Source organism: Pedobacter sp. UBA5917, from assembly GCF_002432345.1.
In the GTDB taxonomy this organism is placed as follows: Bacteria; Bacteroidota; Bacteroidia; order Sphingobacteriales; family Sphingobacteriaceae; genus Pedobacter.
Map to the genome: position 1 here is coordinate 1 of NZ_DJDT01000121.1, position 14,411 is coordinate 14,411.

Genomic DNA, 14,411 nt, shown 5'->3' on the forward strand with positions numbered 1-14,411 from the left:
CTGCGTTGCACTCCGCTCGAGATGACGAGCGTTTTGTTAAACTGTCACTCCACAGCCCTGGTTCGTGTCTTCACGAACCAAAAACTTTGCTAATCATTTTAAACCAAGGCCTAGGTTCGTGTCTCCACGAACCAAAACCTTAAAATGTAGTTACTTTAAATCTCCACTTCAAACTCATAACCCAAAAACTGGGGTACATTCAAACTCTCTACAATTTTCCAATCCTTTTTTTCTGCAATAAATTGAGGCAATTCGAGTCCTGTAGCTTTAGCTGCGTTGGTATAAAAATCCATTTTTGCCGGATGTTTTGGCAAGCAGGCATTGTAAATTCTACCGAAAGCCTGTTGTTCTAAAATCTTAACCGCAATGCCTACCGCATCGGTTTGATGAATCAGATTTACGGGTGCCAGGCCATTGGGTACATTACTTTTTCCGGCGAAAAATCTTCCTGGGTTACGATCAGGACCAATCAAACCAGCAAAGCGGATGATTGTATAATTGTTTGGAGATATCCCTTTAAAAAGCAATTCTGCAGCTAAAACAACCTTTCCCGAATCGGTATCAGGATTAGTTTCGCTGTTTTCGTTAACCGTTTTATTTTCATCGCTATACACACTGGTCGAACTGATTAATACCACATGTTTCGATTTATTTTTGGCCGCTTCTAAAATCGATTTTATCTTTTGTGGATAATCATGAAATTCAGTCGAATTACGTTTCGGAGGAATACAGATAAATAAAGTATCAGCATCGAAAAATGTTCCATCAGCTATAATTTCCTCGGCAGTAAAATTGACCAGATAAGGTTGTATGCTTTCAGCCTGAAGCGTGGGTAATTTTTCTTCGCTTGTAGTAGAACCTTTAACGGTATAATTTAAGCTAATCAGCCTTTTGGCCAAAGCCAACCCGAACCAACCGCAACCTAATATGGAGATGTTTTGCTTTTTCATGATATGTGTTTAGCGGTGAGCGTTTGGTGCAAAGCGTTGAATAACCAATGTTCAATTTCTAATCTTCAATAAAGATATGCAATAAACCAACCGAAGTTTGGCGCTGGTAAACAATTAACCGATTTGAACAGTTAACCAGTTTTCAGTTGGCAATTTACAGCCGGCAGTTTGCTGTTACCAATGAACGAGTGACAAATGAACTAATGAACTAATGAATGACAAATGAACGAATGAACCAATCAACCTTTCCCCAAATTATAACAAGCCCTACACCTCGGCTCGTAGCTTTCCTTTTCGCCCAATAAAACCGTTGCTTCATCGGCGGCCGTGCGGTAGCTATATAAAGCCGGATTGCCACAACAAACGCAAACCGCATTTACCTTGGTTACGTGTTCGGCAATGGCCATTAAAGCAGGCATCGGACCAAAAGGCCTACCGGTAAAATCCATGTCTAAACCTGCTACAATTACCCTTATGCCCCTTAAAGCAAGTTTATTGCAAACATCGGGCAGTTCATCATCAAAAAACTGCGCTTCATCAATCCCAACCACCTGTGTATTGGTGCCCAGTAATAAAATAGCCGAAGCACTATCTACAGGGGTGGAGTTAATCGAATTTAGATCGTGCGAAACCACTGCGGTTTCGTGGTAACGGGTATCGGTACGGGGTTTAAAAATCTCGACATTCAATTTAGCAATCTGGGCCCTCTTCAACCTGCGGATCAGTTCTTCTGTTTTACCCGAAAACATAGAGCCGCATACCACTTCTATACTTCCCGAAAATTCGCCCCTTCTCCTAAAATTTTGTTCACTAAATAACATGCCTGTTTTTTTATTCCCGTATGTTCGTTCTATAATTTTTAAACCGAACAAATATGAGAATTATGTGTTATTTTTGGACACATAGTTACCAACATAAATCGGCTAAAAATTCGTTTTAACTTTATGATGAACCAACAGGATATTTTCAGGAAGATCGGCAATATTTTAACAGAATTAAACGAGCAGTATCAATTTCTTGCTCAAAACCCCAACCAATTGAATGATTTGGAGCTGGAACTTTTTCTGGCCAACGCCCATTTCCTTTCCGACCACGTTAATATCGTTAAAAAGTTAAATACCATAGCTGATAAGGTTCCTGAACCTGGCAATCATACCTTGCTGGCAGAGCAGAATACCATTATTCTCCCTGAGGCTGAAAAAAATTATGCAGAAGAAGAGGAAAGCTTTGAACCGCAGGAATTGGAAGAGGTAGCAATTGCCGAAGAGGAGGAAGAACGTGTTGATGTAAAACCGTTACAGGAAGTGCTGGATGATGAAATGATTGAAGAAGAAAAAGCAGAAGCGCTTTTGAATCAGGATTTCTTTAAGCCCGATCAGGATGACCATACTTTCGAATTTGTTTTAGGTACACATGATGAGAATGCCCAGTTCGACTATGAGGCTAAATCTGTAGAAGAAATTTTCGATCGTCCTTTGAGTAAGGAGGAAGCGGAAATTTTAGCACAGAAAAAGAAAATACACGAAAAAGAAGCGCTGGCCAAACAAAATGATATTGTACCAGCTGAAGATGACGAAATTGGTCCGGAACCATTTTTAATTCCACAGGAAGAAGAAAAAGTACATGAATTTGTAAAAGAAGAACCTTTAGTAGCTGTACGGGAAGAGCCGGTTGCTGAAATTAAAAAAGAGGAGCCAATTGCTGTTCCAGGTCAACCAATAGAAGCACTTAAGGATGTAAAAATGGATGAACCGGTTATTTCACCGCCTGTAGAGCGCGAGCGCCCGTTATTTACGCCCGAAGCTGTTCCGGTAAAACCAGCACCACAACCTGTGGCAAGTAAACCTTCACCAAGTTTAAATGATTTGTTGGCCCGTACCAATGGTAAAGGTGAAGAACCTGTAAAAGCTCCGATAGCAGATTTAAAACAAGCCATCAGTTTAAATGAAAAGCTGCTTTTCATCAAAGATCTTTTTAACGGCTATAATCTGGCATATTCGGAAGTAATTGATATTGTTAATCGAATGAACAGTTTCGAAGCGGCTGATAGCTATTTACAGAATAACTATGCCGTAAAAAATAACTGGGCCGGTAAGCAGGCTACAGTTGATCAGTTTTACGAACTGTTAAACAGAAGATTCAGTAAGTAAGCGGGGAGCGTTTGGCGACGAGCGTTACACCTCGTTTCGTCATACTGAACTTGTTTCAGTATCTATCATGCATCGTCCTCGTTTGTAACGAGGATGTATGAGATGGGCATTTGTAATGCCATTAACAAAAGTTCAAGGCAATTTTTAGATCCTGAAATAAATTCAGGATGCCCCCCTAGCGCAAGTCTTAGAGGTAGGTATTGTGAGGCTGGGTGACTTGTGCTTTCTGAGCTTTACTTAATAAAATCACAAGTCAGGCCTTTGCTTTTGGCCAGCAACGCTAAGACTTGCGCTAGAGTAGGTTACACCTCGTTTCGTCATACTGAACTTGTTTCAGTATCTATCATCATGCATCGTCCTCGTTTGTAACGAGGATGCATGAGATGGGCATTTGTAATGCCATTAACAAAAGTTTAAGGCAATTTTTAGATCTTGAAATAAATTCAGGATGACGTATTTCATGGATTTTACGCGCAATATCGACTACAGACTAAAGACTCCCGACTCAGGACTACTAAATAAACCCCATCCGGTTAGAATCCAGCTTTAAAAAGATAAACAGCAATATCGTAAAACTCCAAAGCGACGATCCTCCATAACTAATGAATGGCAGGGGAATCCCGATTACCGGAATAATCCCAATCGTCATCCCGATGTTGATGAATACGTGGAAAAAGAGGATACAGGCAACACTATAGCCATAAACCCTCGAAAAGGTAGACCGTTGTCTTTCTGCCAGATTGATCAATCTCAGTAATAAAAATATATACAGTCCAATTACAACTGAACAGCCCACAAAACCCCATTCTTCACCGATGGTAGAAAATATAAAATCGGTACTTTGCGCCGGTACATAACCATATTTGGTTTGGGTACCCTGTAAAAAGCCTCTGCCGGTTGCCTGCCCCGAACCAATTGCAATCTGCGATTGGATTACGTTATAACCAGCACCTTTATTATCAGCTTTAAGGCCTAACATCAGTTCGATACGGCTACGCTGATGTGGTGCCAAAACCTTTTCGTAAGCAATTTTAACCACAAATAAATATGCAATCGCAATAACGGTTACCAATACTGTAGAGAAAATGATCTTTTGTTTCCTTCTGTTGTTGTAGATAAAAAGTCCGCCAATGGAAGTAAGGATCAAAATCAGTACATAAGTTGGAACGAGGAAATCGGCAACAAAGAGTACGATCATGCCCAGGAAAATCAATAGGAAATAACCTGATAAACCCTCGCGGTACAATGGGAACATAAAGGCAAGGAAAACAAGTGCAGAACCTGTATCAGGTTGTAGCATGATCAATAAAAGTGGCGCCAATACGATCAGTCCGGCGATTACAATTGATTTAATATCCCTGAATTTTGGATTGAAGGTACTTACATACCTTGCCAAAAGTAACGCTGTGCCAAATTTAGCAAATTCCGAAGGTTGTAGCCTAAATGACCCAATGGGTATCCAAGCCTGGTTTCCGCCTACATTTCTACCAACAAAAAGTACCACAACAAGCAGAAAAAGGGTAGCTCCGTAAATAAATGGTGCGAATACATTAAATAACCTTCCATCAAATAACAGGATCGATAAACCTAATATTAATCCGGTAATTACATAAATAAGTTGTTTGCCATAGCTGCTTGCAAAATCGAAACCCGTAGCCTTATCGGGATTGTAGATAGAAGCATATACATTGATAAAACCAACTGCGCATAAAGCAATGTAGATTAAAACGGTTATCCAATCTACATTAAAAAAGAAACGGTTTCCCTGTTGTTGCATCGTTATTTATTGGTTACAGGTTTTTGGTTTACAATTGGTTGGCTTACTTTGGGCTTTGTGGCAACGGTTTGCTTTAATATGGCCGGCTTAATTTTTAAACTGTCTTTAATCCTTTTAAGCGAATCAGCTTTTTTAAGATTTAAACTATCCACTTTGGTTAATTTAAGTTTTTTTGTTTTATCGATCAATGCCGGTAAAAGATTGGTTTCGGAGAAAGCTTTAACCGTATAACCGTTCGAACGTGGTTTAATGGTATCGGTTAAATATTTTTCTACCATAAAACTCGATATCGGAGCAGCATAGGAACCACCGAAACCACCATTTTCTACAATTACTGCAATGGCAATTTTTGGGTTGTCCATTGGGGCGAAACCGATAAATACCGAGTGGTTTTTACCATGCGGATTTTGTACTGTACCGGTTTTACCGCACATTACAATATTCGGTATCTGCGATTCTTTGGCTGTTCCCCATGGGCTGTTAACAGCATCGCGCATTCCATCAATTACAATGGGGAAGTATTTTTCGTCAACACCTACATAGTTTTTAACCACATATTCTTTCTTTACCACGTTTTTATCGCCGATACCTTTAATCAAGTGTGGTTTTAAATAATAGCCGCGGTTGGCAATTGCAGCCATTACATTGGCCATTTGCAATGGGGTAGAGGTAATCTCGCCCTGCCCAATGGCCTGCGAAATTACAGTGGTGTAACCCCAGCGTTTGCCATAAATTTTATCATAGTGCTCGGCCTGATAAAATATCCCCTTTTTTTCGAAAGGCATATCAATACCCAGTTTTTCGCCAAAGCCCCATTTAGCAATCTGTGCATGCCAGTTTGCGTAGGTTTGGCGCTGGTTTTTCATGCCGTTTTTGGTGATAATGCTCTGAAAAACATGACAGAAATAGGTATTGCATGAACGGGCAATGCCGCGCTGCATATTAATGGTACCATCTACGTGCTCGCATTTTACTTTATGGTTTCCGGCCATGTAATAACCCGGACAGAAAAAAGTGGTATTTGGATCAATTGCACCATCCTGAAGGGCCACCAAAGCATCAACGGGTTTAAACGATGATCCGGGTGAATATTGGCCGGCAATTGGCCTTACAATCTGCGGACGGTAAGGATTTGCAATCAAACTCATGTAGTTTTTACCCCAATCTTTACCTACCAATTGGTTAGGGTCGTATCCCGGACTGCTTACAAATGCTAGTATTTCTCCTGTTGATGGCTCAATAGCAACAATTGCACCTACTTTGTTTTTCATTAATTCTTCGCCTAATCGCTGAATCCTGATATCGAGAGAAGAAATCAAACGGTCTCCTGCTACTGCATTAACATCATATTTTCCGTTGGCGTAACTCCCCTGTGCAATGTTTTTGGCATCGTACAATATCCTCGTTTCGCCCTTTTCTCCGCGTAAAAAATCTTCATATGAACGCTCCAGGCCACTTTTACCGATAAAATCTCCAGGTTTATAGTAACCTTCGGAATTTTCTATATCATTTGGACTTACTTCTTTAACATAACCGAAAAGCTGACCGGCAATGCTATCCGGATAATGCCTGATGGTTCTGTCCTGCGTTCTGAAACCCGGAAAACGGTACATAATTTCCTGTAAACGGGCATAACTCTGTACCGAAATCTGACGTTCGAAAAAAGTTGCCTGATAATTGGATTGTGCCCTTGCCTTTTTCAGTTTTTTGCGTACATCATCAAATGTAATCTCTAAAGCATTAGCCAGTGCCAGGGTATCGAAAGGTTTAACTTCGTTAGGGGTAACCATTAAATCGTAAACGGGTTCGTTCTGTACGATAACCTTCATATTCCGGTCTAGAATAGCTCCACGCGCCGGATATTTATAAATTTTACGGAGTACATTACTTTCGGCAGAGCTGAAGGCTTTGTCGCTAATAATCTGGATGTAGAATAATTTTCCCAGTAAAATGAGGGCGATTACAATAAATAATCCCTGAACGATATATTTCCGGTTAAATAACTGATCCATTAACGTGGTGTTCTTCTATAGAATATAAACTCTACCAATAAAATAATAAGCAGTGTAAAGATACAACTTAGGCCGCATCTCATTAAGGTATAACCCACTTCGGTTAACCTGAATGTTTCTAAAAAGAACAGCACCAGATGGTGTGAAATAACGCAGAGAAAAGCATAAAGTGAAAACCATTGGAAACCCATATAACTTAAGGATGGTTCGGGGTCGTCAATTGCGTCGCGGTTTAAACTGATTGATATAAATGATATCCTTACAAAAGCCAGCACAACACAGGCTGTAGCGTGTACGCCCATGGTATCGTAAAAGGCATCAAGGGTTAAGCCTGTTGCAAAGGCCAACAGGTATAATACAATGTTGGGAATGCCGAATGGAAGCAGTAATAAAAACAAGACGTAGATAAAGGGCGTAGAAAGATCGTAAAAGCCCATGTTTTTGAGCAGAAATATCTGCACAAAAAGTAGCAAAAACCACCTGATCACATTTACAATTATGATTCTACTATTCATTCGGTTTAACTGCGCTTTCTAAAGCTTTTTGCTCTTCAGCCTTTTTATATTTAACCACATATACATATTGCAATGTGCTAAAATCGGTAAATAAATTAACTTCTCCTGATAAGAAATTATCGTTGGTGGCCACATTTGGCCTGCTGATCCTGCCTACTAAAATGCCCGATGGAAATGAGCCATAACCTGAGGTAACAATGGTATCGCCCACATACATTTTAATGTGGTTGGGTACCTCTTTGATAAATGCTTTTTTAATGTCGAAATTACCGTCGCCCCAAACCAGGGATCCTAAAGCGTTATTCTTTTTTAGGGTTACGCTGATCTTCGTATCCTTATGCAGTAAAGATTGGATCGTTGCCAGATGTTCTGAAACATCGCGGATAAAACCAACAACACCTTTTTGCGGTGCAATAACGGCCATTCCGCTTTTAATCCCGTCAATACTGCCTTTATTGATCGTCATGATGTTATTGCGCAGGGTAATCGAATTTTTTACCACTTTTGCAGCAAGATAGGTGTAATCCTGATTGGTGACCGTATCAACAACCTTAACATCTTTAGCGGTATCAACAGTGGTTAAACCGAGCAGCCGGCTTTTAAGTTTGGCATTTTCTGCAGCAAGGCTATCGTTAACCATCCCAAGGTTTAAATAACGCTTAAAAACATTTAACCTTTCGTAAGCGGTACCTACAACTTCATTGGTAGAGTTTAAGGTTACGCTGCGCTGATAGGAGTTGTTCTTCACCGTTAGGTAGATCCCAACCGTAAAAAAGATGATAAATAGGAAAAATGCGTTGTATCTGCTGATGAAAATCCAAAGGTTACGCATATTTTTAGGGAAAATGGAAGATGGGAAATGTATAATGGAATATTACATCATCCATTATACATCATCCATTTTCCGTGTTTTATTGCATTAAGAATTTATATCCGCCAATGTTTTTAAGGGCGATGCCGGTTCCGCGTACTACCGCACGAAGAGGATCTTCGGCCACGTGAACAGGCAATTTAGTTTTGGCTGCCACACGTTTATCCAAACCTCTTAACAAAGCACCACCACCGGTTAAATAGATACCTGTTTGGTAAATATCGGCCGAAAGTTCTGGAGGTGTAATCTCTAAAGCTTTTAAAATCGCTTCTTCAATTTTAGAGATAGATTTATCCAGACAGTGTGCAATTTCGGTATAAGAAACGGTGATCTGTTTTGGCACACCTGTCATTAAATCACGGCCCTGAACAGCAAAATCGGCAGGGGCATCCTGTAACTCAGGTAAAGCTGCACCAACTTCGATCTTGATTTTCTCTGCAGTACGGTCGCCGATCATAATATTGTGCTGACGGCGGATGTAGTTTACAATATCCGAGTCGAAATTATCTCCGGCCACACGGATCGATTGATCGCAAACAATACCAGATAACGCGATAACAGCAATTTCGGTAGTACCACCACCTATATCGATGATCATGTTACCCATTGGTTCTTCTACATCAATACCGATACCTACAGCAGCTGCCATTGGCTCGTGGATAAGGTAAACTTCTTTTGCTCCGGCGATCTCTGCAGAGTCGCGTACGGCACGTTTTTCTACCTCCGTAATACCAGAAGGGATACAGATTACCATACGCAACGATGGGAACATCCATCCTTTACCGCCGTTAAGCATACGGATCATCCCTTTAATCATGGCTTCGGCAGCGTTGAAATCGGCAATTACCCCATCTTTCAACGGGCGTACAGTTTTAATGTTATCGTGGGTTTTACCCTCCATCTGCATCGCCTGACGGCCGATTGCAATTACTTTGTTTGTTGTACGATCGAAAGCAACGATTGATGGTTCATCCACCACTACTTTGTCGTTATGTATAATCAGGGTATTCGCTGTGCCTAAATCAATGGCAACTTCTTGCGTAAACCAGTTAAATAATCCCATGTATAAGGTATGTTTTCTTTATTTTGTCAAATCTATACTATTCCTAATGTAAAAATAGCTTTTTTATTGTTTTAAGTTTTATTTTCTTCAGTTATTGAATTGTTTTTAAGGCAATTAATTTTCTCCGAAAATAAAAAGCTTAAAGACCAAAGATGAAAGACCAAAGTTTACAGGCTTAAGCTTTACAATGGACTTCGCTTTAAGCTTTGGTCTTTAGTCTTTAAGCTATATAAAAGCTTTGGTCTTTTTGCTTTAAGCTTTAGTTTTTGGACTTTAAGCTAGTCTTTAGTTTTGCAAACTAGTGTTTAAAATGTCTTACCCCTGTAGTTACCATGGCAATGCCTTTTTCGTTAGCTTTTGCAACAGAATCGGCATCTTTGATCGATCCCCCAGGTTGTAATACTGCAGTAATTCCGGCATCGGCAGCAATCTCCACGCAATCAGGGAATGGGAAGAAAGCATCAGAAGCCATCGCAGCACCTTTAACGCTGAAACCGAATGAGGCAGCTTTTTCAATGGCCTGTCTCAATGCATCAACACGCGAGGTTTGTCCAACACCACTTGCAATCAGCACATCATCCTTAACCAGTACAATGGTGTTTGATTTGGTGTGTTTTACAATTTTGTTGGCGAAAAATAAATCTTTCAGTTCCTGTGCGGTTGGCGCTTTATCGGTAACGGTTGTCATCTGCTCCGGACCTTCGATAATTAAATCTTTATCCTGCTCGATTACACCGTTTAATAAGGTTTTAAATTGTTTTTTGCTTAATTCTACCTCGTTGCGCTGTAAAATTACACGGTTTTTCTTTTTGCTGAACAATTCTACCGCTTCTGGTTGGTAAGAAGGTGCAATTAATACTTCGAAAAACAGATTATTGATCTCCTCAGCTGTTTCTAGGTCAACTTCTACATTGGTAATCAGTACACCACCGAAAGCCGAAACCGGATCGCATGCTAAAGCATCAATCCATGCTTGTTTTACTGTTGGGCGCGAAGCGATACCGCAGGCATTTGTATGTTTTAAGATCGCAAAAGTTGGATCTTCGAATTCGTCGATCAAAGCAACGGCTGCATCCACATCAACCAGGTTGTTATAAGAAAGCTCTTTACCGTTAAGTTTGGTAAACATGGCATCCAAATCGCCATAAAATACACCGCCCTGGTGAGGGTTTTCGCCATAACGCAAAGTTTTGGCTTCGGTTACACTCTGTTTAAAAACATCGAGTGGTTCTTCGGTATTAAAATAGTTGAAAATTGCAGTATCGTAGTGTGAAGAAGTATGGAAAGCGGTTTTAGCGAACGATTTACGTTGTGCCAAAGTAGTTTCGCCATTTTGCGCCTCTAATTGTGCCTGTAAAGTAGGATAATCATTTTTAGATGCGATAATAACCACATCGTTAAAGTTTTTCGCAGCGGCACGGATTAATGAAATACCACCGATATCGATTTTTTCGATGATTTCTTCTGGTGTTCCGCCTGCTTTTACAGTTTCTTCAAAAGGGTATAAATCAACAATAACCAGGTCAATCTCCGGGATCTCATATTCCGCAATCTGCTCCTGATCTCCTGCCAATGCCCTGCGGTTTAAAATACCGCCAAATACTTTCGGGTGAAGGGTTTTAACACGTCCGCCCAAAATAGAAGGATAACCAGTTAAATCTTCAACTGCCGTAACCGGTAGGTTTAGATCTTTGATAAATTGTTCTGTTCCACCGGTAGAAAATAACTGAACACCCTGTGCGGCTAACAATTTTACCAATGGCTCCAAACCATCTTTATAATATACTGAGATTAAAGCGTTTTTGATTTTGATTGATTGACTCATTCTACTGAAAATTTTGAGCCGCAAAGGTAGTAAAACAGAGGCATTTATTTAGGTGCCGAAATCAATAAAAATGAAATTATTTGCAGTTTTTTTTCAGCTGGTTATTTTTTCTCTTCCAGCACAGTTTTCAAGGTTTGATGGAGATCGTAAAATTTAGGTTACTGCTTTGTATTTCATCGGTTTATCTGAAAGTTAAAGTTGTGAATTGTTTTGGAAATTAGCATACCAGTCTTCTAAAACGCCAATAACCGGAAGAAGGGTTTTTCCCATATCGGTGAGTTTGTATTCAACACGCGGGGGCGATTCGGCAAACGCCTCGCGGATGATCAGTCCGTCACGCTCCATTTCTTTCAATTGCGTAGTTAATGTACCCTGACTCAGAAAATTCGTTTCGCGTTTAAGTTCCCCAAATCTTTTGGGGCATTTAGCTGCGATGGCCTTAATGAGCATGATTTTCCATTTACCGCCAATTACCTTGAATACGCCCGTCAACGGAGCGTCATTTAAAAATAAATCTTCATTTGTAACTCCTTTATGCTCATTATTAGTACTGTTTTGCATACCTGGTACTGTTTATATGACTACTTGATTGCCCTTAAAGTCTTTTCTTCCTTTGGATCTTAAATATAAGAAAAGCATGGAAAAATATAGAAAGTGGTTCCCGTTCCTGATTGTGTGTTCGGCGATATTTTTATCCGTTCTGGATCTGTTTATCGTAAATGTGGCGCTCCCTTCCATAAAAACCGGAATAAAAGGTACCGATGCCGATATGCAGCTCGTAATTGTGATGTATATTATAGGTTATGCCTCTTTTTTGATTACAGGTGGCAGGGCCGGCGAATATTTTGGGAAGAAAAAGGTGTTTCTAACGGGGATGCTGATCTTTGCCATCGCTTCTTTATCCTGTGGTTTGGCACAATCGGCCACCCAGTTAAATGTTGCACGTTTTATCCAGGGAATAAGTGCTGCATTTATGGTGCCGCAGGGCATGGCTTTCATTCCCGGTTTATTTCCCGATCAGAAAGAACGGATTAAGATGCTGGGGATATACGGTAGCATTGCCGGTACAGCTTCGGTTATTGGCCAGTTTTTGGGCGGATTGATCCCCGGTCTGGAAATTATTTCCGAAAGTTGGCGTTTGATTTTTTTGATCAATGTACCCATTGGGATAATTGCTGTTATATTGGGCTTTAAATACCTGAAAGAATTGCCTGTAAAAACTACCAGGAAATTTGATTTTATCGGCAGTTTACTGCTGATGTTAACACTAACAGCCTTTATTTATCCGTTGATACAGGGCAGGGAGCTGGGCTGGCCGATTTGGAGCATCACTTTGTTACTGCTATCGGGCGTATTATTGCTGGTTTTTATCTATTATCAAAAAATAAATGTCAGGTCAGGGAAGCTTCCCTTGATTAATCCTGGTTTCTTTAAAAATACCGATTTCAGGATGGGGCTTTTAATCTCCCTGTTTTATTACCTCGTTCAGGATTCTTATTTTCTGATCAATACTGTTAATTTACAAAATGGTATGGGTATTAGTTCTGCACTTACCGGGATGTTTTTTGTTTGTCAGGGAGTGGGTTATGTAATGGCATCCGTGTTTTTTACGCCATTGGTAGCCCGTTACGGAAAGGCTATTTCGCTAACCGGATCTGTGATTATGATCGCAGCACTCCTTATTCATTTAGTAATATTTAATTCAGATCATACGTCACAATTATATATAGGTATAGTATTGTTTGTGTACGGGATAGGTTGTGGTACTATTTTACCTTCCTTGATGACAATATCGTTAAAAAATATCCCTGAAGATAAAATGGGTGCCTCATCGGGTATATATTTAACCCTGCAGCAGGTTTCTGTAGCGCTTGGTGTCGCCCTGGTGGGGGGTATTTTCTTTAGCAAACTCCATCATCCGGTTTTAGCCGAACAGTTTTCTGTAGCCTATCAATGGGCAACTTTGCTTAATATCGGGTTTCTGGTTATAGTAAGTGTGTTATTATTGCTCAAATCGAAAACGAAGCGAAACTGATGCAGTTGGACCTTTCTTAATAGAAATGTATATATTAGTGATGAAGGAAAACAATGATTTTTATTATTTTGGCTACTTTATAAATTAACATAGTCAATGTATCAATCAAATCGTAGAAAAAAGTGGACTTATATCACCATCATATTCCTTTTTATATGTTGTTACATCGGGGTTTACCATTCTCACCGCTATTTCGGGTTTAACTGGGTAATTTGGCTAAGCATTGCTGCGGGATTAGCCCTACTTTACTTGAGTGATTTATGGTTGGATGACAGTAAAAGATGGTATAAATTTAAATCGTTTCTTTTTGTATTATGTATTGGAGGTCCCCTTGCGATTTTTGTTTTTAAGATGCATGAATCTTTTATGGAAAAACAATTGGCCAAGTATGGTGTACCTGCAGATGGGATTGTGACGAAATTATATATACAGCGAAATAGAAATAGCCAAACACCTTATGCTATATTCAATTATACTTTAAATAATAAAGTCTGGACGCAAGAAGTAATCAATAACAATTCTACTATACAGGTTGGCGATACCCTAAAATTGTGGTGTGCTAAAAATGATCCCGAAATTTTTAAGGTCGAATAAGCGTACTGCGCTAATATTATTTTTTTATTTTTTTAACAATAGTTTCCACTATCCGCGGATAATGCTGGTGCTCTAACTGCTGACCTTTAAATTTTACCATCTCCAGGTTGTCGTTTTTATCGATCCGGTAACGGGCCTGATAAATGTATTCGCCTTCGTCATAATTTTCGTTTACATAATGTATGGTGATGCCACCTTCGGCTTCGCCCGCGGCCATTACTGCATTGTGCACGTGATCGCCGTACATGCCCTTGCCCCCAAATTTAGGAAGGATAGCAGGGTGGATGTTCACAATCCTGCCCGGATAAGCGTGTATGAGACTTTTAGGGATTAACCAAAGGAATCCCGCAAGTACAATAAAGTCAATATCGAGGTTTTTGAGCAGATCTACTACCTCATCGGTTTTGTAGAACTCGTTTTTATCGAAAATATGGGTGGGGATTTCGAAGTTGTCGGCCCTTTGCAGCACATAAGCTTCGGGGTTATTGGTTAACACCAAAGAAATTTCAATTTCGTTACTCCTTTTAAAATGCTCCATCAGTTTTTGGGCATTAGAACCAGAACCTGATGCGAAGATGGCTATTCGTTTTTTCACTCAAAAATCGTTTTGTCCAAAAAT

The 14,411-nt window shown here is 40.0% G+C and carries 13 protein-coding genes; 3 read left to right on the forward strand and 10 right to left on the reverse strand.

Annotated elements, in window-relative coordinates; all coding sequences use genetic code 11:
- Positions 1-155: 155 nt before the first annotated feature.
- Together B2V92_RS07085 and B2V92_RS07090 are read right to left on the reverse strand one after the other, a co-directional pair.
- Entirely contained in the window at positions 156-950 is a 795-nt protein-coding gene (locus B2V92_RS07085; RefSeq protein WP_293306205.1) for an SDR family oxidoreductase, read from the reverse strand.
- A 239-nt stretch (positions 951-1,189) separates the two neighbouring features.
- Positions 1,190-1,771 carry a thymidine kinase gene (locus tag B2V92_RS07090; protein WP_039478251.1) on the reverse strand — a complete coding sequence of 194 codons (582 nt, stop codon included), beginning with the start codon at positions 1,769-1,771 and terminating at the stop codon, positions 1,190-1,192.
- A gap of 123 nt (positions 1,772-1,894) precedes the next feature.
- Here B2V92_RS07090 and B2V92_RS07095 point away from each other — a divergent pair, with 123 nt between their 5' ends.
- The gene (locus B2V92_RS07095) at positions 1,895-3,100 is read left to right on the forward strand and encodes a hypothetical protein (RefSeq protein ID WP_293306210.1); all 1,206 of its coding nucleotides are present in this window, start codon (positions 1,895-1,897) and stop codon (positions 3,098-3,100) included.
- 514 nt (positions 3,101-3,614) lie between these two features.
- Here B2V92_RS07095 and rodA read toward each other — a convergent pair.
- The 7 genes from rodA to B2V92_RS07130 form a co-directional block, all read right to left on the reverse strand.
- Entirely contained in the window at positions 3,615-4,877 is a 1,263-nt protein-coding gene (rodA, locus tag B2V92_RS07100; RefSeq protein ID WP_293306212.1) for a rod shape-determining protein RodA, read from the reverse strand.
- Positions 4,878-4,879: 2 nt separating this feature from the next.
- Positions 4,880-6,889, reverse strand: a complete 2,010-nt coding sequence (gene mrdA / locus B2V92_RS07105; protein ID WP_293306214.1) for a penicillin-binding protein 2 — start codon at positions 6,887-6,889, stop codon at positions 4,880-4,882.
- Entirely contained in the window at positions 6,889-7,404 is a 516-nt protein-coding gene (locus B2V92_RS07110) for a rod shape-determining protein MreD (protein ID WP_293306216.1), read from the reverse strand. Before B2V92_RS07110 ends, mrdA begins: the two co-directional genes overlap by 1 nt.
- Positions 7,397-8,236, reverse strand: a complete 840-nt coding sequence (gene mreC / locus B2V92_RS07115; protein WP_293306218.1) for a rod shape-determining protein MreC — start codon at positions 8,234-8,236, stop codon at positions 7,397-7,399. Before mreC ends, B2V92_RS07110 begins: the two co-directional genes overlap by 8 nt.
- A 79-nt stretch (positions 8,237-8,315) precedes the next feature.
- Entirely contained in the window at positions 8,316-9,338 is a 1,023-nt protein-coding gene (locus tag B2V92_RS07120; RefSeq protein WP_010601761.1) for a rod shape-determining protein, read from the reverse strand.
- A 298-nt stretch (positions 9,339-9,636) separates the two neighbouring features.
- Positions 9,637-11,163 (reverse strand): bifunctional phosphoribosylaminoimidazolecarboxamide formyltransferase/IMP cyclohydrolase, encoded by a 1,527-nt coding sequence (purH, locus tag B2V92_RS07125; protein WP_293306241.1) that lies wholly within the window; start codon positions 11,161-11,163, stop codon positions 9,637-9,639.
- A gap of 192 nt (positions 11,164-11,355) precedes the next feature.
- The gene (locus B2V92_RS07130) at positions 11,356-11,724 is read right to left on the reverse strand and encodes a winged helix-turn-helix transcriptional regulator (protein WP_293306243.1); all 369 of its coding nucleotides are present in this window, start codon (positions 11,722-11,724) and stop codon (positions 11,356-11,358) included.
- 76 nt (positions 11,725-11,800) lie between these two features.
- On the opposite strand from B2V92_RS07130, the gene B2V92_RS07135 reads away from it, so the two are divergent.
- The gene (locus B2V92_RS07135; RefSeq protein WP_293306245.1) at positions 11,801-13,198 is read left to right on the forward strand and encodes an MFS transporter; all 1,398 of its coding nucleotides are present in this window, start codon (positions 11,801-11,803) and stop codon (positions 13,196-13,198) included.
- A 366-nt stretch (positions 13,199-13,564) separates the two neighbouring features.
- Complete coding sequence (locus tag B2V92_RS07140; protein ID WP_293306247.1) at positions 13,565-13,792, forward strand: hypothetical protein; 228 nt, start codon at positions 13,565-13,567, stop codon at positions 13,790-13,792.
- Between the two features lie 16 nt (positions 13,793-13,808).
- Here the strand turns inward: B2V92_RS07140 and B2V92_RS07145 are convergent, their stop codons facing one another.
- A complete protein-coding gene (locus B2V92_RS07145) occupies positions 13,809-14,387 on the reverse strand; it encodes a phosphoribosylglycinamide formyltransferase (protein WP_293306249.1) in 579 nt (192 codons plus the stop codon).
- Positions 14,388-14,411: the final 24 nt, after the last annotated feature.

Excerpts from the sequence above, each read along its gene's own strand:
- B2V92_RS07090 (WP_039478251.1), bottom strand. The coding sequence starts at position 1,771 with ATGTTATTTAGTGAACAAAATTTTAGGAGAAGGGGCGAATTTTCGGGA.
- purH (WP_293306241.1), bottom strand. The coding sequence starts at position 11,163 with ATGAGTCAATCAATCAAAATCAAAAACGCTTTAATCTCAGTATATTAT.
- B2V92_RS07130 (WP_293306243.1), bottom strand. The coding sequence starts at position 11,724 with ATGCAAAACAGTACTAATAATGAGCATAAAGGAGTTACAAATGAAGAT.
- B2V92_RS07120 (WP_010601761.1), bottom strand. The coding sequence starts at position 9,338 with ATGGGATTATTTAACTGGTTTACGCAAGAAGTTGCCATTGATTTAGGC.
- B2V92_RS07085 (WP_293306205.1), bottom strand. The coding sequence starts at position 950 with ATGAAAAAGCAAAACATCTCCATATTAGGTTGCGGTTGGTTCGGGTTG.
- mrdA (WP_293306214.1), bottom strand. The coding sequence starts at position 6,889 with ATGGATCAGTTATTTAACCGGAAATATATCGTTCAGGGATTATTTATT.
- B2V92_RS07135 (WP_293306245.1), top strand. The coding sequence starts at position 11,801 with ATGGAAAAATATAGAAAGTGGTTCCCGTTCCTGATTGTGTGTTCGGCG.
- mreC (WP_293306218.1), bottom strand. The coding sequence starts at position 8,236 with ATGCGTAACCTTTGGATTTTCATCAGCAGATACAACGCATTTTTCCTA.
- rodA (WP_293306212.1), bottom strand. The coding sequence starts at position 4,877 with ATGCAACAACAGGGAAACCGTTTCTTTTTTAATGTAGATTGGATAACC.
- B2V92_RS07140 (WP_293306247.1), top strand. The coding sequence starts at position 13,565 with ATGGAAAAACAATTGGCCAAGTATGGTGTACCTGCAGATGGGATTGTG.
- B2V92_RS07095 (WP_293306210.1), top strand. The coding sequence starts at position 1,895 with ATGATGAACCAACAGGATATTTTCAGGAAGATCGGCAATATTTTAACA.
- B2V92_RS07110 (WP_293306216.1), bottom strand. The coding sequence starts at position 7,404 with ATGAATAGTAGAATCATAATTGTAAATGTGATCAGGTGGTTTTTGCTA.